27 protein-coding genes are annotated in these 24,426 nt (G+C 61.3%); 10 read left to right on the top strand and 17 right to left on the bottom strand.

Going from position 1 to position 24,426, the window contains the following annotated elements; genetic code table 11:
• Window positions 1–140: 140 nt before the first annotated feature.
• The 10 genes from IAE77_RS25540 to IAE77_RS25495 form a co-directional block, all read right to left on the bottom strand.
• Window positions 141–899: a hypothetical protein gene (locus IAE77_RS25540; protein WP_294232823.1), complete on the bottom strand. Its 759-nt coding sequence runs from the start codon at window positions 897–899 to the stop codon at window positions 141–143.
• Window positions 900–901: 2 nt separating this feature from the next.
• Window positions 902–1,468: a hypothetical protein gene (locus IAE77_RS25535; protein WP_294232821.1), complete on the bottom strand. Its 567-nt coding sequence runs from the start codon at window positions 1,466–1,468 to the stop codon at window positions 902–904.
• A gap of 37 nt (window positions 1,469–1,505) precedes the next feature.
• Window positions 1,506–2,723 carry a hypothetical protein gene (locus IAE77_RS25530; protein ID WP_294232819.1) on the bottom strand — a complete coding sequence of 406 codons (1,218 nt, stop codon included), beginning with the start codon at window positions 2,721–2,723 and terminating at the stop codon, window positions 1,506–1,508.
• Window positions 2,724–2,830: 107 nt separating this feature from the next.
• Entirely contained in the window at window positions 2,831–3,709 is an 879-nt protein-coding gene (locus tag IAE77_RS25525; protein WP_294232817.1) for a type II secretion system protein GspK, read from the bottom strand.
• Window positions 3,710–3,793: 84 nt separating this feature from the next.
• Window positions 3,794–4,696, bottom strand: coding sequence for a type II secretion system protein (locus tag IAE77_RS25520; protein ID WP_294232814.1), 903 nt, complete (start codon window positions 4,694–4,696; stop codon window positions 3,794–3,796).
• Window positions 4,671–5,072 (bottom strand): hypothetical protein, encoded by a 402-nt coding sequence (locus IAE77_RS25515; RefSeq protein WP_294232811.1) that lies wholly within the window; start codon window positions 5,070–5,072, stop codon window positions 4,671–4,673. Before IAE77_RS25515 ends, IAE77_RS25520 begins: the two co-directional genes overlap by 26 nt.
• Window positions 5,069–5,773 carry a prepilin-type N-terminal cleavage/methylation domain-containing protein gene (locus IAE77_RS25510; RefSeq protein WP_294232808.1) on the bottom strand — a complete coding sequence of 235 codons (705 nt, stop codon included), beginning with the start codon at window positions 5,771–5,773 and terminating at the stop codon, window positions 5,069–5,071. Before IAE77_RS25510 ends, IAE77_RS25515 begins: the two co-directional genes overlap by 4 nt.
• A complete protein-coding gene (gene gspG / locus IAE77_RS25505; RefSeq protein WP_294232805.1) occupies window positions 5,770–6,219 on the bottom strand; it encodes a type II secretion system major pseudopilin GspG in 450 nt (149 codons plus the stop codon). Before gspG ends, IAE77_RS25510 begins: the two co-directional genes overlap by 4 nt.
• Before the next feature lie 61 nt (window positions 6,220–6,280).
• Complete coding sequence (locus IAE77_RS25500; RefSeq protein WP_294232801.1) at window positions 6,281–7,507, bottom strand: type II secretion system F family protein; 1,227 nt, start codon at window positions 7,505–7,507, stop codon at window positions 6,281–6,283.
• A 37-nt stretch (window positions 7,508–7,544) separates the two neighbouring features.
• Complete coding sequence (locus IAE77_RS25495) at window positions 7,545–9,242, bottom strand: GspE/PulE family protein (RefSeq protein ID WP_294232798.1); 1,698 nt, start codon at window positions 9,240–9,242, stop codon at window positions 7,545–7,547.
• A gap of 112 nt (window positions 9,243–9,354) precedes the next feature.
• Here IAE77_RS25495 and IAE77_RS25490 point away from each other — a divergent pair, with 112 nt between their 5' ends.
• Genes IAE77_RS25490 through IAE77_RS25480 form a run of 3 tightly spaced genes read left to right on the top strand, consistent with a single transcriptional unit; the run spans window position 9,355 to window position 11,695 of the window.
• Complete coding sequence (locus IAE77_RS25490) at window positions 9,355–9,978, top strand: L,D-transpeptidase (protein ID WP_294232795.1); 624 nt, start codon at window positions 9,355–9,357, stop codon at window positions 9,976–9,978.
• A gap of 33 nt (window positions 9,979–10,011) precedes the next feature.
• Window positions 10,012–11,256 (top strand): 4-hydroxy-3-methylbut-2-enyl diphosphate reductase, encoded by a 1,245-nt coding sequence (locus tag IAE77_RS25485; protein WP_294232792.1) that lies wholly within the window; start codon window positions 10,012–10,014, stop codon window positions 11,254–11,256.
• Window position 11,257: 1 nt separating this feature from the next.
• Entirely contained in the window at window positions 11,258–11,695 is a 438-nt protein-coding gene (locus IAE77_RS25480; RefSeq protein ID WP_294232789.1) for a thioesterase family protein, read from the top strand.
• Here IAE77_RS25480 and IAE77_RS25475 read toward each other — a convergent pair whose 3' ends face one another.
• From IAE77_RS25475 to IAE77_RS25465, 3 genes are all read right to left on the bottom strand, one after another.
• On the bottom strand, window positions 11,696–14,275 hold the full coding sequence (locus IAE77_RS25475; RefSeq protein ID WP_294232786.1) for a DNA topoisomerase III: 2,580 nt from the start codon (window positions 14,273–14,275) through the stop codon (window positions 11,696–11,698).
• A gap of 107 nt (window positions 14,276–14,382) precedes the next feature.
• Window positions 14,383–15,072 (bottom strand): 5'/3'-nucleotidase SurE, encoded by a 690-nt coding sequence (gene surE / locus IAE77_RS25470; RefSeq protein ID WP_294232784.1) that lies wholly within the window; start codon window positions 15,070–15,072, stop codon window positions 14,383–14,385.
• A 5-nt stretch (window positions 15,073–15,077) separates the two neighbouring features.
• Window positions 15,078–16,061 carry a 2-enoyl thioester reductase domain-containing protein gene (locus tag IAE77_RS25465; protein ID WP_294232781.1) on the bottom strand — a complete coding sequence of 328 codons (984 nt, stop codon included), beginning with the start codon at window positions 16,059–16,061 and terminating at the stop codon, window positions 15,078–15,080.
• 184 nt (window positions 16,062–16,245) lie between these two features.
• Between IAE77_RS25465 and IAE77_RS25460 the strand changes: the two genes are divergently transcribed.
• Window positions 16,246–16,590, top strand: a complete 345-nt coding sequence (locus IAE77_RS25460; RefSeq protein ID WP_345781020.1) for a zinc ribbon domain-containing protein YjdM — start codon at window positions 16,246–16,248, stop codon at window positions 16,588–16,590.
• Between the two features lie 9 nt (window positions 16,591–16,599).
• Here IAE77_RS25460 and IAE77_RS25455 read toward each other — a convergent pair whose 3' ends face one another.
• Window positions 16,600–17,397 (bottom strand): phthiotriol/phenolphthiotriol dimycocerosates methyltransferase, encoded by a 798-nt coding sequence (locus IAE77_RS25455; RefSeq protein WP_294232775.1) that lies wholly within the window; start codon window positions 17,395–17,397, stop codon window positions 16,600–16,602.
• 69 nt (window positions 17,398–17,466) lie between these two features.
• Window positions 17,467–18,108 (bottom strand): hypothetical protein, encoded by a 642-nt coding sequence (locus IAE77_RS25450; protein ID WP_294232772.1) that lies wholly within the window; start codon window positions 18,106–18,108, stop codon window positions 17,467–17,469.
• Window positions 18,109–18,260: 152 nt separating this feature from the next.
• Here IAE77_RS25450 and IAE77_RS25445 point away from each other — a divergent pair, with 152 nt between their 5' ends.
• From IAE77_RS25445 to IAE77_RS25425, 5 genes are all read left to right on the top strand, one after another.
• Window positions 18,261–18,494: a hypothetical protein gene (locus IAE77_RS25445; RefSeq protein WP_294232770.1), complete on the top strand. Its 234-nt coding sequence runs from the start codon at window positions 18,261–18,263 to the stop codon at window positions 18,492–18,494.
• A gap of 175 nt (window positions 18,495–18,669) precedes the next feature.
• Window positions 18,670–19,887 (top strand): cysteine desulfurase, encoded by a 1,218-nt coding sequence (locus IAE77_RS25440; protein ID WP_294232767.1) that lies wholly within the window; start codon window positions 18,670–18,672, stop codon window positions 19,885–19,887.
• Window positions 19,888–20,328: a Fe-S cluster assembly sulfur transfer protein SufU gene (gene sufU, locus IAE77_RS25435; protein ID WP_294232764.1), complete on the top strand. Its 441-nt coding sequence runs from the start codon at window positions 19,888–19,890 to the stop codon at window positions 20,326–20,328.
• Between the two features lie 3 nt (window positions 20,329–20,331).
• Complete coding sequence (gene mutM, locus IAE77_RS25430; RefSeq protein ID WP_294232761.1) at window positions 20,332–21,144, top strand: bifunctional DNA-formamidopyrimidine glycosylase/DNA-(apurinic or apyrimidinic site) lyase; 813 nt, start codon at window positions 20,332–20,334, stop codon at window positions 21,142–21,144.
• 81 nt (window positions 21,145–21,225) lie between these two features.
• On the top strand, window positions 21,226–22,275 hold the full coding sequence (locus tag IAE77_RS25425; RefSeq protein ID WP_294232758.1) for a fructose-bisphosphatase class II family protein: 1,050 nt from the start codon (window positions 21,226–21,228) through the stop codon (window positions 22,273–22,275).
• On the opposite strand, the gene IAE77_RS25420 is transcribed toward IAE77_RS25425, so the two are convergent.
• Window positions 22,272–23,309: an SAM-dependent methyltransferase gene (locus IAE77_RS25420; RefSeq protein ID WP_294232755.1), complete on the bottom strand. Its 1,038-nt coding sequence runs from the start codon at window positions 23,307–23,309 to the stop codon at window positions 22,272–22,274. The two genes, IAE77_RS25425 and IAE77_RS25420, sit on opposite strands and share 4 nt — an antisense overlap.
• A 63-nt stretch (window positions 23,310–23,372) precedes the next feature.
• A complete protein-coding gene (locus IAE77_RS25415; RefSeq protein WP_294232731.1) occupies window positions 23,373–23,807 on the bottom strand; it encodes a c-type cytochrome domain-containing protein in 435 nt (144 codons plus the stop codon).
• A gap of 160 nt (window positions 23,808–23,967) precedes the next feature.
• Here IAE77_RS25415 and IAE77_RS25410 point away from each other — a divergent pair.
• Window positions 23,968–24,426: DNA translocase FtsK 4TM domain-containing protein (locus IAE77_RS25410; RefSeq protein ID WP_294232728.1), on the top strand; the 459-nt coding region annotated here is incomplete at its 3' end.

The raw sequence follows: 24,426 nt of genomic DNA, 5'->3' as shown, positions 1-24,426 counted from the left end.
GCTGGCGGGGCAGGGGCGTTTTGAGCGGAGGCGATGGAGACGGAGGCCAGGAGGGAGATCAGGGCGGAGAAACGACGATGCATGCGGGAGGGTGGGAACAAAAGGTTTGCCGGAGCGGGTAGGACGGGACTGGCGCTGCTTTAACGCCCGCCTTGGTCGTCTTTCTCGATTTTCTCGAAGATGCTGCGGATGGCGGTGCGGCGGTCTTCTTCAGAGGCGTTGCGGAACTTTTCGTCGCTGAATTTCTGCCGCAGGGCATCGCGGAATTTGTCCCGCGCCTTCTCAGAGAGGGATTCGTATTTTTTGCGATCCTCCTCGCTGGGGCCGCGATTGCTGCGGCTGTAACGTTCTCCTCCAGGGGGAGGCGGGCCGCCGGGCGGCGGGCCGTCGCGGCGTTCGCTCTTGTCCTTGCGCATGTCGTCCTTGCTCAGGGTGGTGTGGCGGATGCTGAAGGTTTCGCCGCCGATGGCGATCTGTGCCTGGGCGTAGTCGATTTTGTCCGAGGGGCGGGCTCCCACGAGCTTCCAGCCTTTGAGGTTCGGCTCCTCGGACACCACGATGGACTGCTTGGCGTTCTTGTCGAAGATGGTGACGACGGGTTTGCCGTCCACGTAGGCCATGCCGGTCAGCACGAGCGAATCAGAGACGCTGACGATGCGGGTGAAGGGGGAGTTTTCGACGACTGCCGTCAGCGTGTTCGGGTCAAACGGCTGTGGCAGGTCAGGATCCGCTGGAACCGAGGCAGCGGCGACGACGGGAGCTGGTGGGCTCAGATCATCCCCGGGAAGGGGAATGAGGTCCGCCGTGGTGAGCGGCGGTTCAGTGGTGGCGGCAGCCTCCTGGGCCTGTGCCTGGAGCACTCCCAGCAGGACGCCGAAAATCAGGAAAAGCGCTTTCATGGTCAAAATCCGTTCTCGGGTTTGAACCAGCGGGCCAGCACGAGGTTGCACAGCACCTGCGGCGTCTTTTCCTTGGCCCGGGAGTCGAGCTCCAGCTCGATCTGCTTGATCGCCTGGAACTTTTCGGGGGATTGCAGCGTCGCCAGCCAGGCGAGCACGTTGGTCTGGTCGCCACGCAGCCTCACTTCGATGGCGGCTTCGCGATAAACGGCGGCGTTTTGCTTGCTGTCGTTCGATTCGGGCAGCAGCACGGGTTGTTTCTGGAAGGAGAACTCGTAATCGAGCGCCACGTTCTGGATTTCCTCCAGCAGCAGGGCCTGGGCGGTGCCGAGGCTCTCGGTGGAAGGCATGGTGTCATTCAACCAGCGGGCGCGTTTCTCCCAGAACTCACGATCGGCCAGATAACCCTCATTTTCGCGCTTCTCGCTCTCCAGCGAGGCGATCTTGGCCAGGGCGGCCGTGCGGCGGTCGAGGAACTGCTTGAGCAGGATGAACGTGGCCATGAGCAGCAAGGCGCCAATGCAGGCGGTGAGCAGCTTTTTTTCACGTTGGGTCAGGGCGAGGGCCATTCGGGCGGAAAGGTATGAGATCGATGAATTGGGAAGGTCAGAGCAACTTGCCCTGGGCGCGGAAGGTGGCGGTGGTGCCTTTCAGTTCCGGGCGCGGAGCCGTCCACTGATAGCGGCTGAGGACACGGTTCTTTTTGAAGTCCTCGATGAACTGGAAGGCGAGCTGCGCATCCCGAGCCTCGCCACGGATCTCGATCTCGCTGCCCTTCACCTCGAACTCGCGGATCACGATGCCGCTGCCAGGCATGATGCGGTTGATCTCAGCCAACAGGAAAAGCGGGTAGCGCTTTGGTTCGATCGCCGGAGCGAGGGCTTTCCAGCGTTCATTGGCCTTGCGCACGGCGGCGGCAGGTTCGCTGGTGAGAGCCACCTCCTCGGCAAGCTCGGCCGCCCGCTGTTCCTGGTAGCGCAGGTAGGCGAAGGCCAGGAAGGCCAGGGACAGATACAGCATGCCGCCGAGGATCAAGGCGCGGGTGATCTTGCCACGGCGGACGCTGGCCGTTTGCGCCTGGCGGATGCCGGCCGGGAGCATTTTGGTCCACGAACGGGTGTCCAGGGCCGTGTTCGGTGCCAGTTCGGCCACGATTCGCGTCGGCAGGTCGATCACATCACTGAGACGGGTGGCAAGAGTCTTGTCGAAGCTGCCACCGATCAGCGCCACACCCTCGATCGTGCCGACGCCAAGGTCGGCCTCCAAGCTCAGGCGGGCCAGCGTGATCTCCAAGGCCAGCGTCTCTTCGTTCAGCGGTGCCTGGGCGAAAATGTGACTGTGGTAGAGCTTGCCCTGGTGGCTGGCGGCCAGAACGAGATCGCCCTGTTCCTCCACAATGACCAGGTGGCCGGCGGGAAGCTGCGCCAGACGGAGTGCGGCGGTGTAGTCGCTGGCATGCTCGGCTGCGAGCGCCTGCGGGAAGGGATCGGCGAGAAGATCGACACTGATCACGCTCTGTCCGGCTGAGGTGCCTAGCAGGTGCCAGCGGTAGTTCTTCCCTGCGGAATCCTGTTCCAGCTTGAAACCCCGGCGCTCGAGTTGCGTGACGATGATCTGCTCCAGCAACTCGCTGTCGGTTTGCGGCAGAATCAGGCCGATGGTGCGGCAGGAGGCGGCAGGCAGGCCGATGATGAGCGGTTTTCCCAGGTGCGAGGTCTCTGCCGGGCTTTCCACCGCCTCCGCACTGGCATTCGCACGCGGTTTCCAAACACGCCAGGCGGCATCAGGAGCGGGAAGGAGCAGGGTGGCGGCGGATAAGGACATTCAGGTGTGTTAAAAAGGCGTTTTTAGAACGTGGGGGCGGCCGGGAAGTTGCGGCGGAGAATGACGAATGTGGACGGACCGCTTGGGGGATTCGTCCGGGCCTCGAATCACTCTTCCATCCTTCCCAAATAGGTGACAGCCCCCGTCTCCGTGTTTCTGCGGGTCACCACGATGATCTTGGAGCGCTTGTCACCCACCCAGCCGATGCTGGTGATGCGGCGCAGGGTCGTGTCGTCATCGTTCACAATGCCCCGGATCGAGGCAAGGCGGTCTCCGCTCAGTCCGAGGAGCTGGTAGGCCTCCTCGTCACGGATGCGGCGGTCGTCCTCCGTGGCAGGAATGCCATCGGCGCCGTCTCGTTCGGAGATGAAGCGCGCCACATCGTTTTCAGAGGCGCCCGTGACCGCCAGCAGCACGTCCTTGAAAACGGTGCGCAGGTCGATCTGCCCCTCGCCATACACGCTGAAATACTCGCGCCACTCCGGTTTGTGACGGTCCACGGCATCCATGCCACGAACGAGGAGCATCTCGTCCACACGGATGAAGCCCTGGTTGCGCGGAGCGTCGTAAATGCCGAGTTGCTGGTAGTAGTCCGCCTCGGCGCCGTTTGCGCGTGGCGTGTTGTCGTTATCGACCCAGTCGGCCAGGGAATCGGCCGCGATGGCGGCCTGGTCGGCGTTGAGCTGCCAGTAGATGAACAGATTGTAGATCGCCTCGCGCAGGCGCTCGTCGGTGGCGTAGTTGATCGGGATGCGGGCGCCTTCGTAGTTGATGACCACGTCGAAGCCACTGTCCGGGCCAATCTTTTGTTTCAAAACCACGTCCCCGCGCCGTGTGTTCGGGTGCAATCCGACAGCCAGGCCGCTTTCCGCCAGATGCAGGGCTTTGAACTGATAAGCGGCCTGCAGCGACTCTCGTGCGCTGGAGCGGATGTACTCCACCACGCCCATCACGGTCACAGACATGAGAAGGACGGCCCAGATCATGAGCATGAGCGCCGATCCGCTCCGGGAGCGGCGGTCAAATGGCCGGTCTGTCCATCTCGTGTTCATCGTCAGGTTCTTCATGCTTCAACGTCCTCCTCCTCCGGGAGCACCGCCTCCTCCTGGAGGCTGGCCGCCACCGGGGCCACCGCCACCAGGTCCGCCACCTCCACCTTGTCCACCTTGAGATCCGCCAGGGCCTCCACCACCACCTCCGCCTGAGCCGCCGGCACTGCTGGTGGAGCTTGATTGACTCTGGCTGCTGGAACTGCTGCTGCTGCTCGAAGGCGTGCGGCCGGCCGTGATGGTGAGCACCGGTGCGGTGTAAACCATGCGGATGGGCAGGGTGCGGTTCTTGAGCACAAGTTGCCCCTCGATCAGGTCCGGCCAGGCCGATTTGCTCCACTCCTCATACCAGGTGTCCTCCTTCTCCACGTAGAACCGCCATTTGAACGACACCACATCCGGGAGCAAAGGCATCCAGTAACGTCCTTCCTCATCGGGCGCATACAGCCCGGTCGTTTCCTGCCGGATGCCGGTCTGCTGGTCATCCGTCTTCGGGATGATGTCGGAGCGTGACAGGCTCAGGTAATGCAGCGGCATGTTGTTCTCATCCGTGATGCCGTCCGGATGCGGGCGGATGCGCAAAATGGTATCCTTTAGCGTGATCGGGCTCATGCCGACGGGAAAACAGTCCGGTGATCCGGCCACCGTCAGCTCCTGAATGACCGGCTCGGTGTTCTGCACCATCTTCAGCGTCAGCGTCGCCGTGCTGGGCAGGGTGGCGAAGGTACGGCGGCTCAATTCGATGAAACGGTTCACGGCATCGCTCTCCCGCTGCATCTGCTCGATTTCGGAAGCCCCGCGCATCGATCCGCGGATGATCGCAAACAGCGTCACCGTGATCATGGAGAGGATCGTGATGCCGATCACGACCTCGATCAGGGTGAAGGCCGCGGGCCGTCTATTTCTGCGCCGGTTTGTAAACATAGACGCTGAGGGTGTCCTCCTGCGGCACTTCGTTGAAGCTGGACGTCGCGACGACGGTGAGGTTGTGGATGTCGCTCAAAATGCTGCCGTTGGTCGTCTTCAGGGCCACGGGCTCCGTGGAGCTGGTGTAGGTGATGCCGTAGGTGGTGTCCATGGCGCTGGTGCTCATCTCGGCCAGGGGCTTGCGGCGGACTTCTTCGAGAAAATTGCGCATGCCGATGCGGATGATCTGGTCACGGCGGAGCAGATTGGCCGTCTCCAGCGCCTGATTGAGCGATTTGGCCAGCCCGAGCACCGCGATGGCGAAGATGCCCAGCGCGAGCACCAGTTCGAACAGGATGTAGCCGGGGCGGCGGGATGGAGGCGGGCATTTCATCGCACATCGACGCTTTCTTTGACGATGTCGGCCGTCAGCGCCCCGAACTCGACATCAAACGTGGCGGAATCCCGCTCGATGTGGAGCTTCAGCGGAGTGCAGATGCCGCTTGGCTGGAACACCCAGAGTTTCACAAGGTCGCCCTCAATGTACAACGGCTCGGTGTCATACCAGTACTCGATCGCATACTTCATGTCGGCCGGCATGTCATACCTCTCCGTCCAATGCTCGTCATACCTGGGGGCAGGTGGTGCCAGCGGCAGTTCTGTGGTCTTGGTGAGGCCGCCACCGTTGTCCAGATCGGTTTTATCGACCGTGTCGGTGTCCGGCGGGGGATTTTCCGCCGTGGCGATGAAGTCCTCCAGCTCGGCCAACTGGAGGTAGGGATTGAAGTAGCGGGAGGCGGTGAACCCCTTGCCATGAAACGCGATTTGATACGGCCGCTTCTCCGTCATCGCGCGCATTCTGACCTCGCGGGCCAGTTGGACCAGCTTGGCGACGGGTTCGCGGGCCAGACGCTCGTCGCGGAAGCCCTTCAGCATCGGAACCGCAGCCGCCGCCAGCACGGCGACGATCGTCAGCGCGATGATGATCTCGATGAGCGTAAAGGCCGCGGAATGCGGAATGCGGAGTGCGGAGTGCGGAGTGGGCCTGCATGCGCCCGCCATTCCGAATTCCGCATTCCGAATTCCGACTTTCATTTCGAGACTTTCTTCCAGTTTCCGATGTCGTCTTCCGTGCCGTCCTGTCCGTCCGGACCGACGGACCAGAGGTCAAACTCGTCCTTCGATTTCTGCGGCGGGATGCGGTACTTGTATTCCTGGCCCCACGGGTCTTTCGGCATGTCCTTGAGCGACGCACGATAGTTCTCAGGGATCGGTTCGATGGTCGGCTTTTCCACCAGCGCACGCAGACCCTGCTCCGTGGTGGGTTTCCTCAGGGCGCGGGATTCGTAGGTTTGCAGGGCGATGGCGATGCCCTGGATGTCGCTGTCCACACGTGTGTCCTTGGCGGAGTCGATCTGGCCCTTGAGCAGGTAAATCGAGCCGGAAGCGAGGATGGCGATGATGGTCAGGGTGATCACGATCTCGATGAGCGTGAAGGCTGCGGAGCGGCGGATGACGGGTGTGTGCTGTTCGATTTTCATGAGAAGCGATGTGGAAAGATGTCCCAAACTTGAAACTTTAAACCTGAAACTTTGGGCCGTTTTATCCCCGGCGGATGCCGGTGACACTCTGGGCGATGGCGGCGACGATGGAGTAGGCCACAGTGCCTACCATCACGGCCATGATGACGAGGATGATCGGCGTGATCATCGCCGTCATGCGCTTGATACGTTTGTCGAGCTCCTTGTCGTAACGGGTCGCGCATTTTTCCATCGATTTGCCGAGCTGGCCGGTCTGCTCTCCCACGGCGATCATGTCCGCCAGCAGAAGCGGGAAGCTGCCGACCTTGCGCAGGGCGGTGGAAAGCGGTGAACCTTCCGAAACCATGGCCGTGACCTTCGCCAGCAGGTCCTGGATGAACACATTGGCCGAGATCTTCGACACGAGCCGGATGCTGTTCAGCAACGGGACGCCGTTGGTGATCAGATTGCCAAGAGAATGGGCAAACTGCGCGTAAAACCGCATGCTCATGATCGCGCCGAACAGTGGCAGCTTCAGACGGGTCTCGTCCCACCACATGCGTCCGGCGGGGCTGGAGATGTAGCCGCGGAAGGTCAGGAAGATGGCCGTGATCGCGATCGCGATGACCCACCACCACGAAGCCATGAAATGGTTGAAGCTGATGAGCAACTGGGTGGCCGCAGGCAGTTGCTGGCCGTTTTTCGCCATCAAATCGGTGATCTGCGGCACCATGAACGTCATGAACACGATCATGAGCACCACGCAGGCACCGATGAGGAAGGCGGGATAGATCATCGCCGAGGTCACCTTGGCCTGAAGGTCGGCCATGACGTTCAGATTCGTCGCCAGACGGCGGAGAATGCTCGGCAAGGAACCGCTGACCTCGCCAGCGGCCGCCAGATTGCAATACAGCTCGTCGAAGCTTGGTGAGGCCTTCTTCAAGGCCTTGGCGACGGTGGAGCCTTCGCGCAGCTCATTGCGCATCGTGGAGGCGATCCGTCGCAGTGATTCCGCCTCCTGCCGTTCCTGCATCACGCGGAAGGCCTGGTCGATCTGCAGGCCGCCATCGAGCAGGTCGGCCAGTTCTTCGGTGAAGAGGATCAACTGAGCCCGTTTCAACCGCACCGGTCCTTCATCCGCCGCTGCTTTGGCTTTCGCGGCCTCCGCCTTCTCATCCTGCGTGACCTTCACCGGCGTCAGCGCCTGCGCCTCGATCTTCCGAAACGCCTCAGCCCGCGATCCGACCGTGATGGATCCGGTGACCGTCTGACCGGTGGCGGTGAGCGCTGTGTAGCTGAAGGCGGGCATGAGCGGGTCTTAAATTGGGTCCTCGATCAATTCAAGACTACTCCGTCGCCGCAGTGACTGTCATGACTTCTTCGAGCGTCGTGACGCCTTCCGCGGCCTTGCGGAATCCATACTGGCGCATCGGCACCATGCCGTCTTTGAGCGCTTGGGCTTTCAATTCGATGGTGTTGGCGCGTTGGTTGATCTTGTCCTGGAGCGCCTCGGTCATCTGGCAGATTTCCATGATGGCCAGACGGCCGGTGAAGCCGGTATTGCGGCAGGAACGGCAGCCGCCGGGCTTGAACAGCTTGTTCTTCCATTCGAGAGGGAAGCCGATGGACCGCAGATGGCTTTCCTCGTGATGGGCGGGCTGCTTGCAGTTGCCGCAGAGCGTGCGGACGAGGCGCTGAGCCTGGAAGGCACGCACGGATGACGAAATCATGAAGGGTTCGATTCCCATGTCGAGCAGACGGGAGATGCCACCGACGGCGTCATTCGTGTGCAGCGTGGAAAATACCAAGTGGCCCGTCAAAGCGCCGCGGATGGCGATTTCGACGGTCTCCTGGTCGCGCATTTCACCGACCATGATCACGTTCGGGTCGCCACGCAGAATGCTGCGCAATCCGGCGGCGAAGGTGAGATCGATCTCCGGCTTCACGGCGATCTGCACGACGCCATCGAGCTTGTTTTCGACCGGGTCCTCGATCGTGACGATGCGGCGGTCCTTGGTGTTGAGCTCCTTCAGCAGCGTGTAGAGCGTGGTGGATTTGCCGCTTCCAGTCGGACCAGTGACGAGGATGATTCCATTTGGGCTGGCGATCAGTTTGCGGATGATGGCCTCGGTCTTGTCGTCGAGACCGAGCGCCGTCATGTCGAACTTCTTCCGCGTGAGCAAACGCAGGGCGACGGATTCGCCGTTCACGCTCGGGATGGTCGCGACGCGAACGTCGATCGGCTCGCCATCGAGTTCGAGGTTGATGCGGCCGTCCTGGGGCAGTCGGCGCTCGGCGATGTCGAGGTGCGCCATGATCTTGAGGCGCGAAACGAGGGACGCTTGCAGCAGGCGCATGTTTGGCGGCACCGGAACCTCGATCAGTTTGCCGTCGATGCGGTAGCGGATGCGCAGATCGCGCTCCAGCGGCTCCACGTGGATGTCCGTGGCGCGTTCCTTGAGCGCCTCGCGGAAGATCTGGTTCACGAAGTTCATCACCGTGGCCTCCTCGTCGGCCTCGTCGAGCACCGTGGTCTCCTGCTTGAGATCGTCGTGGTCGTCACCGGCCTCGCGGCCTTCCAGCAGCTCCTCGAAGTTCTCTGCGCCGACACCGTAGCCTTGGTGAAGAGCTTCCAGGATGCGATGACGCGGTGCGATCTGCCAGTGGACTCGTTTGCGCAACTCCTGGCCCACGGCTTGACGGGCGTTGAGATCAAACGGGTTGTAAGTGAGGATCGTCACTTCGCTGCCGGCCGCTTGCGCGGGACAGATGCGATGACGCAATGCCAGTTTGGCGGGAAAGCGTGAATGCAGACCCTCGGCCGCGTCAGAGATGCCATTCTCGGCATAGGGCATGCCCAGTCCGGTCGCCAGTTGGGCGAAAAAGCGATCCTCATCCACCATGCTGCTGTCCACCACGGCGTCGAGCAACGGCTGCCGTTTGTCCGCTGCAATCTCAAGGGCATGGCGCAGGCGGGTGGGTTCCTCACATCCGGCGCTGGCTGCGGTGCGGACAAGAACATCGATCAAGGTCGGGGTGGGCATTGGGCACGATAAACGCGAAGACAGGCGTAAAGTTTCGACTTCCTCGCAACAGCCGCGAGTGCAAAGAAAATCTGTGGAGCACGGGGAATCGTGTGCTAAGTCCGCCGCCTGCATGAACCAGACGTCCTCCCTCCTCGCTCGTTCCATCCAATTCCTCGCCGTCGCCGGCCTCGTCGCCTCCTTGAGCAGTTGTGCGCAGGTCAAGAAAGGCAATTACTCCTACACTTTCGACCCGCCTGCCAAGGCGGTGAAGAATCCCGCAAACGTGCGGGTGAAGCTGAGCACTGGCGCCCAGCGGGTCTATGTGATGGAAGGAAACGAGGTGCTGCTGGCCACGCCTTGCTCCGTCGGCACCGCCAGCAGCCCGACGCCGAAGGGCAATTTCACCATTTACAGCAAAGTGGCCAACCGTCGCCGCGTGAGCAATCCAGGTGCGGGCTATCCGATGACTTTCTGGATGGAGTTCAAGTCGGCTTACGGCATGCATTGGGGCTGGGTGAAGCCCTATCCCTGCACGCACGGCTGTGTGCGTCTGCCGATCAAGTCGGCTCAGAAGATCTTCAGCATGGTGCGCAGCGGAACGCCGCTCCACATCGCCGAGAGCCATCCCGAAGATGCCACGATCGGCAAAACGCTGCCCACCTTGGACGACAGCAGTCTCGCTGACCCACCAGATTCGTACATGATGAGCAACAAGGTCTTTGAAGACGCCGCCAAGGGCAAGATGTACTACTGATTCCCGCGCGTCGTCCGATCCGTCCCCATCGCAATGTCCGCCCCAACGCCCGCTCCAGCCGCCCGCCGTGTGAACGTTCGCACCCCGGAGGTCATGGAGCGCGTGCAGGCAGAGGTCGAGACGCACTATCGCAGTCACATTGTCGAAAAGATCCGGGCTCAGGACAGCGTCCTGACTGTGGGCACCACCACGGTGCGCCTCGCGCGTGATTTCGGCTTCTGCTACGGGGTGGAGCGCGCCATCGACCTTGCTTATGCCGCGCGGAAGGTGTTTGCCGACCGCAAAGTCTTTCTCCTTGGCGAGATCATTCACAATCAGGAGGTGAACCGGCAACTCACCGAAATGGGCGTGGTCAGCATTCCGAATAGCGACCATGAGGCGGTGGTGTCCACGCTGACCAATGAAGACGTCGTCATCGTGCCGGCCTTTGGCGCTGAAACTCGGTTGATGAAGCTTATCGCCGAACGAGGCTGCCTGGTGGTTGATACGACCTGCGGTGACGTGATGAGCGTGTGGAAGCGTGTGCGTCAGTATGCCAAAACTGGCTTCACCTCGATCATTCACGGCAAGGCCTCGCACGAGGAAACCCGGGCGACTTCATCCCGCGCCATGGGTGACGACGGCATGGGCAACTACCTCGTCGTTCTCACCCTGGCCGATGTCGATTACGTTTGTGACTACATGCGCAACGGTGGTGACAAAGAGGCATTCCTGAGGCGTTTTCCGCCCACAGCGCGCTCGGTCGGTTTCGATCCTGATTTGCACCTCACCCGCATCGGTGTGGCGAATCAGACCACGATGCTGAAATCGGAGACAGAAGAGGTTCAGCGTCGCCTGAAGCAAGCCGTGCTGGATCGTGATGGTGCCGAGACGGGCGGGAAAAACTTTCAGGTCTTCGACACCATCTGCGGAGCCACCCAGGAGCGTCAGGACTCCCTGTTCGGCCTGTTGCAGCAGCCGCTCGATGTGTTGCTCGTCGTCGGCGGCTACAACAGCTCCAACACGACCCATCTCGTTGAAATCGGTGAGCAGCATCTGCCGACGTTCTTCATCCGCACCGCCGAATGCCTCAAATCTCTGGAGCAGATCGTGCATTTTGACCTTCATTCGAAGGCGGAGAAGGAAAGCTACTCCACCAAGCTCGCGGGTGACGGCCCTCTGATGATCGGCATCACCGCCGGGGCTTCGTGCCCGAACAATCTGATCGAAGACACCGTGCTGCGCGTGTTCAAGTTGCGTGGCATTGATGAAAATGCGGTTCGTGCGGCGCTGAACTGACATGCAACTCACTCCCACCATAGAAACCCGCGAGGAGGTCATGTTTTTCGACACTGACTGCGGCGGTGTGGTCCACAACATCGCCTATTTGCGCATGATCGAGACCGCCCGCACGCGTCTGGCGGCCTTGCTTGGCATGAAACTGCGTGAAATGGCGGAAACCCGGCTGTTTCCGGTCGTCGTCCGCACGGAGATCGACTACAAGAAGCCGGCGAAGCTTGGTGACGAACTGATCATTCACGGACGGCTCGAAAGCGTCGAACGTGTGCGTTTCTGGTGTGCCTTTGAGATGCGTCGTGCGGAGGACAATGCGTTGCTCATCACCTGCCGCCAGTCATTGGCGCTGGTGCAAATGCCCGAGGGCAGGCCAGCCCGCCTCCCAGACGACTGGAAGGTCAAATACGCGCACCTGATCAAGACCAAGCAGGAACCGGCATAACTAACCGCGATTCCTGACTCCGGCAGGTTTCTTCGGTGCCTTCGGCTTTGGCTCACGTGGCGGGAATTCCCAGCTCATGATGCGCTTTTCACCCGGTGTGCACACGAGGAAGGTGCTGAACGGACGGCCGCGCTTCGAGATCATGCCGGTGATGAGGGAGGTTTTGCCGCCTTCGAAGAATTCGCGCGCGTTCTCCGGCGTGATGTCCTTTTTGCAGAGCTGCTTCGGCAAGCGGGCGTTGCATTTGCCCGACTCGGTCAGGGCCAGTTTGCAGGCGTAGCCGTCCGGGGTGTCGTAGATGCTGCTCTGGCGGCCTTTTTTGGCGCACACCGGGCAGGCGCAGATCACCGGGCATTCGTCCCAGTTGATGGCGTCCGGATCGTTGCCTTCGAAGACAAAGGCCACCTTCATGTCATCCTTGATCTGCAGGCCTGCGTTGAATTCCTTGCCTTTCTTGCTGCGGAAGCCTTCCAGCGGGCCAACAAAGCGTTTTTCAATCAGCGTGCGGATCTCGTCGTCGCTCATCGGCCGGCTGGCGACCGTTTTGTACACGCGCACTTTGCACTTGGCGTTCTTGCAGCCGTAGAACTCTTCCGTCTGCTTGTAACCTTCTTTGCTCCCGCACACGCCGCAGACGGCCTGGAAGTCGGGATAGACTTTCTCCTTCACCGACTTGGAGTACGCCTTGGTCTTCTCCACGACCTGCTTGGTGACGTGGCGGATGTCGCGCATGAAGCTCTCGCGATCGAGTTCGCGGTGCTCCATCTGGCGCAGCTTGTACTCCCACTGGCCGGTCATTTCCGGAGAACTGAGCGCATCGATGCCGATCGCGCTGATCTGGTCGATCAAAGCGAGGCCTTTTTGCGTAACGTGCATGTCACGCTGAACGCGCTCAATGTAGCGGTCCATGATCAGGCCTTCGATGATCGCCGCACGAGTCGCCGGAGTGCCGAGACCGCGTTCGCTCATCGCTTCAGCCAGTTCCTCGTCTTCCACGAACTTGCCCGCGCCTTCCATGGTGGAGAGCAAGGTTGCTTCCGTGTAGCGGGGCGGCGGCTTGGTCTGCAATTCGTTCACTTCGACGTCCAGCGTGCTCGCCGTGTCGCCGTTTTCAGCCGCCACGAGCAGCTTGGCGGCATTGTCATCACCTTCGGCAGCTTCTTCGGCGGCCTTCTTGCCGTAAACGGCCAGCCAGCCGGGCTCCTTGAGGATCTTGCCGTCGCTCTTGAAGGCATCCTGGCCGACGCGTGTGATGCGCGTGGTCACTTCAAACTCCGCGGCGGGGAAGAACACCGCGACGAAGCGGCGGGCCACCATGTCGAACACCTTCTGCTCGGCCTCAGGCAGCTCCTTCGGTGGAATCTGTCCCGTCGGGATGATGGCAAAGTGGTCGCTGACCTTGCTGTTGTCGAAAACACGCTTGTTCATGCGCACCCAGCCGTTGTCCAGCGCGGTGGCGGCATGCGTGCCGAGCTCATGCGGCAGCGCGTCCTGCTTGCGGCTGTCATGGCTGGCAAAGGTCTTCAGCGTTCCGGTGACGGTGCCGAGGTAATCCTCGGGCAGGTGGCGCGAATCCGTTCGCGGATAGGTGAGCACCTTGAACTTCTCATACAGCGCCTGGGCGATTTGCAAGGTGCGGCGGGCTGAGAAGCCGAAACGATTGCTCGCTTCGCGTTGGAGGCTGGTCAGGTCGTAGAGCAGGGGAGCGGCCTGGCGGGCAGGCTTCGTGGTCTGCTCGATCTTGCCCGGCTTCCCGGTACAGCGATCCACAATCGCCTGCGCAGTGCCCAGATCCCAGAGACGCTCGGCCTTCTTGTGCTCGTCGTTCTCGTCCTTCTTGAAGCTTTCGTCGATCCAACGGCCCTGATAGCGGCCCGCAGGCACTTCAAACAGCGCGATGGCCTCAAAATAGGTCCGCGGCACGAACGCGGCGATTTCGCGTTCGCGTTTGGCCAGAATCGACAGCGTGGGGGTCTGTACGCGCCCCACGGGCGTGAGACGGAAGCCGCCGTGGCGTGAATTGAGCGCGGTCAGGGCACGCGTGCCATTGATGCCCACGATCCAGTCGGATTCGCTGCGGCATTTGGCAGCATCGGCCAGCGGCTGCATCTCCTCGTCGCTGCGGAGCTTCTTATAAGCGTCAAGAATTGACCCCTGCGTCATGGATTGCATCCACAGCCGCTTGATGGGCTTCGTGGTGCCGGTGGCATCGACGATGTAGCGGAAGATCAATTCTCCTTCACGCCCGGCGTCGCACGCATTGATCAGTTCGTCGATGTCTTTGCGTTTGATCAGCTTGGTGAGCACCTTGTAGCGGTCCTCGCTGCTCTCGATCGGATTCAGGTCGAACTTTTCCGGCAGGATCGGCAGGCTGGTGAATCCCCAGCCGATCTTTTTCCCATTCACCATCGGCATGCCGAGTTCCAGCAGATGGCCGACAGCGGAGGAGATCACATGCGTTTCGTTCTCATACCAGTCTTTTTCCTTGGTGAACGGCTTCATGCCGGGGGCTTTGGCGAGAGCGCGGGCGAGATCGGCGGCGACACTGGGCTTCTCGGCAATGATCAGGGCTTTGGGCATGTGAATGGAAGCAGGGCTGGGGGAAAGGGGGGCTACTTAGGGCATGCAATCACCCCGGATGTCAAGGCGGCGACTCGATGGTCACCCAAAGCGGCCCCTGTGTTCAGTCATACGTGCAGCAGCGACACGGCGACGTTTCCACCGAAGCAGGCCTCCACATCCGAGCCGGGATCACGCGGCCGGGAAGCATAGGACGCCGAGTAAACGTAACCCTTGCCGTCCTGGATGTATGAGACATTCAAGGGCGAGCGTGCGGGGTGGCTCGGGACACGTGGCGGCAGTTCATCGTCGCCGGGGGGCAGATGCGGCAGGTTGATGTTCCAGAAGGTCTTCTCCGGCTGCGGCTGCGCCTGCATCTCCGCCAGAATGCGTGTCACCCACACCGCAGTGCGGTCCCAATTCACCGGCAGTGTGCGAATCATGTAATGGGACAATGCAAAGCCACGCACCCCGTGATAGGCCGCCTCACGCGCGGCGGCGACTGTGCCGGAAATCACCAGGTCCTGCCCCATGTTGCCCCCGGCATTGACGCCCGACAGCACGAGATCCGGCTTCACATCGAGCGCGAACAACGCGATACGCACGCAGTCCGCGGGTGTGCCGTGGACGGCGTAGCGTTGCGGCCCCAGCGGCTCGACCTTCAGCGGTTGATGCGTCGTCACGCTGTGGCCGCACTGGCTGTGTTCGGCAAAGGGGGCCACGATGGTCGATTCCCAGCCCAGTTGTCCCACAGCAGCCTCCAGGGCCTGCAATCCGGGCGCGTGAATGCCGTCGTCATTGGTGATCAGAACGCGCATCGGTGTCAGGCGAGGTCGAGGATGACTTTGCCCTGACGCGAGCCCTGCTGCGCACGGACGATGGCCTGTTGGAAATCGGCCAGCGGCACGATTTCATCAATGGCGGTCACGAGATCGCCTTTCTCAATGAGAGTGGTGAGCGGGTCGAGCACGGCGGCCAGTTCGGCGCTGCTGGCCTTCTCCAGCCACTTCGTGATCCACAGACCGCGAAGCTGCAGATTCTTGAAGATGAGGAACTTGTTCGGCACCTTCAGGCTGCGACGGCTCATCGCCCCATAGGTGATGTGCGTGCCCTCGGAGCCGAGCACGTCCATCAAATGGATCGCACTGTCACCACCGACGGCGTTGAAGGCAAGACGCAGGCCCTCTTTGCCTGCGATCTTCTTCGCCTCGGCGACACCTTCGTCGTTGTCGAGCACCACTTCGTCAGCGCCGAGTGACTTCAATTCGTCGATCAGTTCCGGACGGCGGACGAAATTGATCGTCTTCAAGCCGAAATGACGCGCGAGCTGGATCACCGCACGACCCACGCCGGAATTGGCGGCGTTCTGGGCCACCCATTCGCCTTCATCGAGTTTGACGAAGTGCTTCAGCAGCATCCAGGCGGTGACGGGATTGATCCGGAGCATGCTGGCCTGCACGCGGTCGATCTGTGGCGGCAGTTTGGCGAAGTATCGCTCCTCAGCGATGAGATGCTGCGTCCAGCAGCCGGCGCCGAGCAAGGGGATCACCACATCGCCTTTGGCGAGCGACGTCACCGCGCTGCCGACCTCCTCCACCTCGCCACAGCCTTCATGACCGGGGATGCACGGCGGATGCGCCACGCGGCCATAGGTGCCTTCGATGAAGTTGAGATCCGCCGGATTGACCGGCGCGTAGCGCATGCGCACGCGGACTTCGTGGCCTTCCGGATGGGGGACGGGGCGTTCGCTGAGCTTGAGCACCTCGGCGGGATTGCCCGTCTGTTCGAATTGGAGAAATAAAGACATGATGAGCCATGAAATGCCGGAGAGCGCCAGCCGCAACCTCCAGCGGTGATGATTGTCTTCCAATACGCCCGCAGATGATCCCAGCACTGCGAAATTTGAGCTGAGGCGGGTGTAATGCGCTCGAATCGCTGCCACGACCAAGCCTTGGGTTGTGTGCGATCGTGTTCGGGTGTCTCATCCGCGCCTGATGAGCCTCCCTGCCTGCCCGATGTGTGAAATGAATGACGTTCTGGACCACGCTGAACGTTACGAATGCATGACCTGTGGCCACGAGTGGCCGAAAGACGCCAAACCCGAGGCCCAGGATGCGGAACGCGTCGTGAAGGATGCCTATGGCAACGTTCTCGCCGATGGCGACATCGTGGCGATGATCAAGGACATCAAGCTCAAGGGCTCTTCAGACGTGCTCAAAGTCGGCACGAAGTCGAAACCCATCCGCCTCGTCGATGGCGATCACGAGATCTCCTGCAAGATGGGCGGCATCGCCATCGGCCTGAAGGCTTGTTTCGTCAAAAAGGTCACCGCCTGAGTGCCGCGATCACTCGCGACGCATGCACCAGGATCGATACGACAGCTCGCCTGTCCGCAGCGCCTCATAGACCCGCGAGCCTGGGATGCCGGCGAAGTCGCGGCCCAGGCTGTGGAGAAACTTCGGCAGTCGCTGCACCACCAGCGCCTCGCTCCGCCCGGCGTTCATGTCCATGCCGCGCAGCACCTCGGCGCTGATGTGGCGTGTTTGAAGTTTTCTCAGCGTCGATCCCTCGATGGCGGCTTCCCATTCGCCGATGTCCGGGGCAAAGCGGAAATCCGCGTAGAGAAAGTGACCGCCCGGCTTCAGCACCCGTGCCACCTCCGCCAGAAAGCCGGGAAAATCTGGGTAGCAGTGCGAGGCCTCCACATTGATCACCTCATCGAACGACGCTTCCGCGAAAGGCAGCCGCTGTGCATCCCCCTGCACAAAGGTGAGCCCGGGAATCCGGTGCTTTTGCTGACACATCTGGATGCCTGACGGGTTCAGATCGAGCCCGGTGTAGGCTGCGGGCCGCATCGTGCGCGTGATCCACGATGCGCCGCCGCCATGACCGCAACTGACTTCCAACACCGTCCGCCCTTGCAGTTCCACCTGCGATGCCACGTGATGGTAGAGCTGGATGCTCCCCCGATTCACCTCGTCGCCCAGCTCCAGCCGCAAACCCACCGCCGGATCGGTCTCGAAGGCGTAGTTCAAGAACACCACCTCCTCACTCCGCAGCCGCCGGGTGAGGAAGGGATACCACATGCGCCAGAGGGCTTTGCGGACGGGGCCGATGGAAAACAGGCGTTCGAGCAGGGACATTCCGCAGCCTTAGCGCATCCCAGCGCCGAACGGGCGGGAAAACGTAGGGATTCTTTGCGTCGAAGCTGCTCATGAGCGGTCGTTTCGCGTCTGGCGAAGCAAGGTCCGGCCTTCCAGGAAAAGTTTGAGGCCCAGCAGAGTTCCACCCATGAGTAGCTGATGGTAGCGGCTGTCATCGATCTCATGCAGCCCTCGCCAGTGGTGGTCGCATATGACCACAGCATAGATGCCGAGCATGGGAACAAGCCGGTTGTAGAGCGGGGCCACGAGTTGTGCTTTCGGACTCAGCGTGAAGCGCCTCCCGTGGGCGATCAGGAGGTGAACCAGCAGCATGCCAAAGGCAATGAAGGCCATCATCGGCTGCCGGGCCTCCAGAAAGGGCTGCAAGGTGCCTTCCACAGCAGTGATGTGTTCCGCGCCCAGCGTCTGTAGAGTGAACATCGTTCCCAGGCCAAGCCCGATGAGGACTGAAACAGCCGTGCCTCCGGCTCCATCGCCATGCCCCGGCACCATGCCATTCAACCGATGCCAACGGTGAACAAGCAGGATCATCGAGAGGCCGCTCAGTAGCAGTTCCCACCACATCCAGAAGAACAGCGTTCCCACACTCCACCCACGCCAGAAAATGCCATGCAGTGACCACAGCGTGTAGCTGATGCCCGCCACAAGCATCAGCCGCGAGCCGTTGAGAATGGCGAGTTCATCGAACATAAAGGCAGTATGACGGAGGTTGCCGCATTGCTCAACCGCACAAACTTTTGCAGGATTGGAGTGGCATGTCTGTGCAGCTTGTCCGTTCTGCATGAAGCACATCCAGCAAAAAGGTTTACTCACTCTGGCGTCTGTGATACACACGCGATGAAATGTTTCGCAAAATCCGTATCGCCCTCGCCGTGACCGCCTGCCTGCTCCTCAGCAGTTGCCAGCTCATCAACACGGCCCTGAGGCTGGCTCCGCTGCTGATGTTGGTGGACAAGCAGGAGCAGCAGGGGGACAGAACCGTCGAGATGCGCGGTCGGGAGATCGAAGAAAAAGGGCCACGCGGCATGATGCCCCCAGGACGTCAGGTCAGCAGTGGCCTGGCATTCAAACACTGATCATCTTCGGATTGCGGGGTGGGGCATGCATGGTTAAGGGGGACGTCTCCCATGATTTCAGGACGTCTGAGCCTCACTGTTTCATCCGCCATGGGCTTCCACTTCGGGGAAGCCCCTGTGCATGGCTTGAATTTGCGTCTTGAACCCTCATCTGCGCGTTAATCTCCTCCAAGACATGGACTGGCATCGCATCCGCTCCGACTTTCCTGTGCTCGACCAGCAGGTGCATGGCCATCCGCTGGTGTATCTCGACAGCGCCGCAAGCAGCCAGAAGCCCCGGGCGGTGATCAACACGCTTTCGCATTACTACGAACGGGACAACGCGAACGTCCATCGCGCCCTGCATGAGCTGAGCAACCGGGCGACGGAGGCCTTCGAGGCGGCACGCAAGAAGGTGGCGCGTTTCGTCGGGGCCGCGTCGGAGGATGAGATCATCTTCACCCGTGGCACGACCGAAGGGATCAATCTCGTCGCCAACACCTGGGGCGCGCAGAACTTGAAAGCGGGGGATGTGATCCTCTACACCGGCATGGAGCACCACAGCAATCTGGTTCCATGGCAGCTCCTCGCCCAGCGCACCGGAGCCACGCTCAAACACATCCCGGTTCTCGACGACGGCACGCTTGATCCCGCCTCAATCGACACCTTGCTCAATGAGCAGGTGAAGTTGTTCGCCTTCGTTCACATCTCGAACTCCCTCGGAACGATCAATCCGGCCAAGGAACTCTGTGCCAGGGCCAAAGCCGTCGGCGCGGTGACGCTGCTGGATGGTGCCCAGAGCGTGGGGCATCTGCCGATCGACGTTCAGGACCTCGGCTGTGATTTCCTCGTCTTCTCCGGGCACAAAATGTGTGCCCCGACCGGGATTGGCGGGCTGTATGGCCGCATGGAGTTGCTGGAAAGGATGCTGCCCTGGCACGGCGGTGGCGAGATGATCGCGGAGGTGCGTCTTGACGGCAGCACCTACAAACAGCCGCCCCATCGCTTTGAAGCGGGCACACCGGACATCGCCGGAGTCATCGGCCTTGGCGCTGCCATCGACTACCTGGAGGCCGTCGGCATGGAGAACATCCACCGTCACGACGCCAATCTCTCCCATTATGCCGTGCAGCAGATGAGGGAGGTGCCGGACATCCGCATCCTCGGGCCGCAATCCGGGCCGCGTGGCTCGCTGGTGGCCTTCCACTTCGACTGGGCGCATCCACATGACCTCGTCGAGTTCGCCAACAGCCACGGCATCGCCATGCGCGGCGGCCACCACTGCACGATGCCGCTGATGAAGCGGTTCAAGGTGCCAGGGACCACCCGTGCCAGCTTTTACTTCTACAACACCATCGACGAGATCAACCGCCTCGTCGAAGTGCTGCATGCCGCACGCAAATTCTTCACCTGAATGCCTCTCTCCGACGAACTCCGTGACCTCTACCAGCAGGTGATCCTGGATCACTCGCGCAATCCTCGCAATCATGGCGAGCTCCCGCCGCCCTGCCTTCACGCGCATGGCGACAATCCCTCGTGCGGCGACGAAATCGACGTCTGGCTCCGCCTCGGCGACAACGGCGTAATCGAAGATCTCAAATTCAAGGGGCAGGGCTGCGCCATCAGCCAGGCCAGCGCGTCGATGATGACGCAGAAGATCAAAGGCAAGTCGAAGGACCAAGCCGCCAGCATGCGCGAGGACTTCCGGCGCATTGTCATGGGCGATGGCGCTCCGCAGGATGAGGACGCGCTGGGCGAACTCGTGCTCCTCGAAGGCGTGCAGAAGTTCCCCCAGCGTGTGAAGTGCGCCATGCTCGCCTGGCGTGCCGTGGAGCAGGCCCTGGAAGGCAAGTGACCGATGCCTGAGCTTCCCGAGGTCGAAACCACGCTGCGCGGTGTCTCGCCGCACCTGATCGGCAAACGGGTGCGAGAGGTGATCGTGCGGGACAAGCGCCTGCGCTGGCCAGTGCCGGACACGATTCACGAACTTGAAGGGTGCCGCATCGATTCGGGCGTGCGCCGTGCCAAATACATGCTGTTTGGCACTGCAAAGGGCACCCTGCTGCTCCATCTCGGCATGTCAGGGAATCTGCGCATCTTGCCGCCGGACACGCCTTGGAGGAAGCATGATCACCTGGCCCTGACGCTCGATTCAGGGAAGCAACTGAGGCTTCATGACCCGCGCCGCTTTGGAGCCGCGTTGTGGATTCAGGGGAATCCAGCAGAGCATGCGTTGCTGCGGGAACTGGGGCCGGAACCGCTGGGAGACGATTTCACGACAGCCCAACTGCACACGGCGTGCCAAGGCAAGACGGCCGCGATCAAACAGGTCATCATGGACGCGCACGTGGTCGTCGGGGTCGGCAACATCTACGCGAGCGAGGCGCTGTTCATGGCGGGCATTGATCCGCGCAAACCGGCAGGAAAGGTCACGCGTCCTCGCCTTGAGAAACTGGTCGCCGCGATTCGTGAGGTGCTGGCCGCGTCGATCGAGATGGGGGGCACCACCTTGCGTGACTTTTTGAACGAGAGCGGGGAACCAGGCTACTTCGCCCAGACATTGCGTGTTTATGACAGGGAAGGAGAGCCGTGCCGCGTGTGCGGAGCCAGGATCAGACGGATCGTCCAGGGACAGCGCTCGACCTTTTACTGCCCGAAGTGCCAGCGGTGACGGGTTTGGTTCGCAAATTTTGGGCAGTGGTTGTCGCTTGGCATCCTGGCTTCCGCATCTAGCGTGAATCCACACATAGCCATGTCCTCAAGCCTTCCCCCACTGCGCAGCACACGAGACCTCGAACGGGTGCTGGAGTTTGAATTTGTGCGTGCCACTGAGAATGCGGCGCTGCAGGCCATTCACTGGCTGGGGCGTGGGGAGAAGGAACTGGCGGACGGTGCTGCGTGCAGCGCGATCTATGGCGTCTTCGACATTCTCGACATCCGGGCGGAGGTGGTGATCGGCGAGGGCATCAAGGACAATGCTCCGGGCATCTTTGTTGGTGAGCAGCTGGGCACCTGGCGGGATGGTTCACCGCGGTTCAACATCGCGCTCGATCCCATCGACGGCACGACGAACATCGCCAAGGGGTTGCCCAACAGCGTCTCAGTCATCGCCGCGGCGCAGATCCCGGATGGGGCTCCCTGTGCGATGAAAAGCCTGCCGAGTTTCTACAGCCACAAGATTGCCTACGGTCCTGCGGTGAAGAAGGCTCTGGAAGGCCGTGGCGATCGTTGTTTTCTCGACATGCCGCTGAAGGAGGTGATCTCCTTTGTGGCCGAGGCCTTGGGAAAACGTGAGCGCGATCTGGTCGTGGTGACGATGGATCGCCCGCGTCATAGTGAGATCATCGAGCAGGTGCGCAGCACGGGGGCGGCTCTCCGCATGGTGACGGATGGCGACATTGCCGCGGCGGTGGCGCCTTCGATGCCAGAGCCGACCTGCGACCTCTATGTCGGCATGGGTGGTTCACCAGAGGGCATCCTGGCCGCCGCTGCGTTGAAATGCCTGGGGGGAGACATGCAGCTCCGCATGTGGTTCCACAATGACGCTCATCGGGCGGAGGTCGCCGCGCAAGTGCCGGCTGGCGAACTGGAAAAGGTCTTCCGCGTGGACGAGTTGATTGTAGGCGAGAGCGCCCTGTTTTGCGCCACGGGCATCAGTGACAGCCCGCTGCTGCCAGGCTGCCGGTTGTTCGGGCACCGGGTGGAAACGCACTCCATCCTGATGCGTGCCCGAAGCGGCACCGTCCGGCGCATCCAGGCGGTGCATGATCTGGACCGCAAAGTGGTGCCGCTGCGGGCTTAACCGGCGCAGACGCAGATCTCGCGACGGTTTCCAGCCAGTTGTGTGGCGAAGACCGGCGCTGGCGCAATGTGGCGGGCGGCTTCGATGAAATGACATGCCTGATCTTCGAGCGCGGGCGTGTTGAGCTTCAAAGTGAGGATCAATCGTGGAACGTGCGCGTGTCTCTGGATGCGCTCGATCATTGGAAGCACCTGATTCGGGGCCAGATTGATGTCACAGAGGAGCAGATCGACCTGCGGAAGCGATGGCAGGTCGATCTTGCCAGCAGCCACACGCCAATGCTCGAAGACCGCGGCTTGAGTTTCGGCCAGTCTGAAGACCCGAGCATCCATTTCGCCGGTATCGACGCCAATGACGTTCATGCCGCGGCTGAGCAGCGAAAAAGTGGCACCGCCGGGAGCGGAACCGAGGTCGAGAGCGGTCTGGCCTCGAAGGTTGAGTTTGTCCCATCCCCGCCAGGCGAGGGCTTGTTCCAATTTCAGCCAGGCACGTGAAGGGACTTCGTCGGGCAACGTGATGCGTGGCAGGCCGCCGGGCTCGGTGTGGAGGCCGGCTTGATGCGTGTGCCAGCCGGCGAAGAGCGGCTCGGCCTCAGTTTCGCCGACGATGACATCCAGAATCAGATCGCCATCAACGTAAGGCAGCCGGGTGGTGCATTGAACGCCGGCCTGTTGGAGAGCCTGAGTGATTTTGGCAGCGAGAGTGTCGATTCGCTGCCAGTCAGCAGCGGAGACACCATCTTCGGGTGTCAGGCGGGGAAAGACGTGCAGCCGGACTGGCTTCGTAGCCAGATGGCAGGCGAAATCGACCAGTTCATCGATGGTTTTGCACAGCCCGAGCGAAGTGCCGCTGACCCGGGCAAAGGGGCTGAGGCTGGGCGGAGTCCGGAATGCCGGATCATGCACTTTCCACGTGATGAACTGCGGCTTCATGAACGCAGGCGACAGCTTGCCGCCGAAGTGCCTTGCGATGTCGCGCTTGAGCGCAGCTTCGGAGCCGGCCCGGCAGGTGGTGAAGCGGAAGGGGGCGTTCATGGTGGAAAAAGAAAGGCGGAGCCGTGGCTCCGCCCTCCGTGGTGAGATGTGAGGTCAAATGGGTTACTCGACGCCTTTCCAGGCACCGAAGTTCGCGCCTTCGCTGATCCACTTTTTGATCAGGTCGATGTTGGCGGCGCTGACACGATCACCTTTGCCTTCAGGAGGCATGGCGAGGTCGTCGGAATCTGGCAGGGCCATGGTCTTCACGAGCCAGCTGGCATCCGGCTTGCCGGCGACCACGTTTTCGTTTGGATACTCTTTGCCGCCCTTCATGATGACTGCGGCACCGTCGAGGCGGAGGCCGCCCTTGGGCTTCTTGATCTTGCCGTTCTCCTCGTGCTCCTTCTCATGGCACTTGAAGCAGCTTTCCTTGAGGATGGGCAGAATTTGCTTTTCGAAATCCACTTTGCCTGCGTCCTGGGCGCTGGTGGTGGAGGTGGCGGAAAGGCCGAGAGCGAGCGCGGCAGCGAGAGTGAGGGCGAGTGTGTTTTTCATGGGTGTGGTGTCACAAAACGACGGCTGAAGATGTTCGCGAGGTTTTTCACGGTCAAGCTTCAACGCTGGGCAGCATCGAAGCCGATTCACAAAATTGAGGCAAGCCAAATATTTCAGTAGCCTTAAATAATATCGTCTGGCAGAATTGCCCGTTATTGCCATGAGCCGAGCCGCCGCTGTTGCCTCCCGACCTCCGCGTGCCCGTTCCACGGACGAGAAAATCAGTCCTTGGAACGACGTACACGGCATCATGCTGCTCATGGTGGCGGCCATGCTGCTGCTGGCGCTGGTGTCGTATGATCCGCGTGACATGCCGTCGTGGTCGTTTCTGGCCCTGTCGGAGTCTTCCGGGGAGGTGACGCACAATTTTGTGGGCCGCATCGGGGCCCTGGCGGCCGGGCACATGCTCTGGCTGATGGGTTTCGCGGCTTATCTGCTGCCGTTCAGCATGACGTGGTTCGGTGTGTGCAAACTCCACTCCAAGATGAAGGTCACGCGTGCGGCCTGGCTGGGCGTGGCGGTGATGATCATCGCCGGTGCGGCCTTGCTGGAGGTGCAGAACCTCCTGACGGAGCGTGATCACATCACGCCGCTGGGCGGCTGTCTCTTATACACATCT

Source organism: Prosthecobacter sp. (assembly GCF_014879935.1).
GTDB lineage: Bacteria > Verrucomicrobiota > Verrucomicrobiia > Verrucomicrobiales > Verrucomicrobiaceae > Prosthecobacter.
The sequence above is the reverse complement of the archived record's forward strand: the minus strand, read 5'-3'. Positions and strand labels throughout refer to the sequence as shown.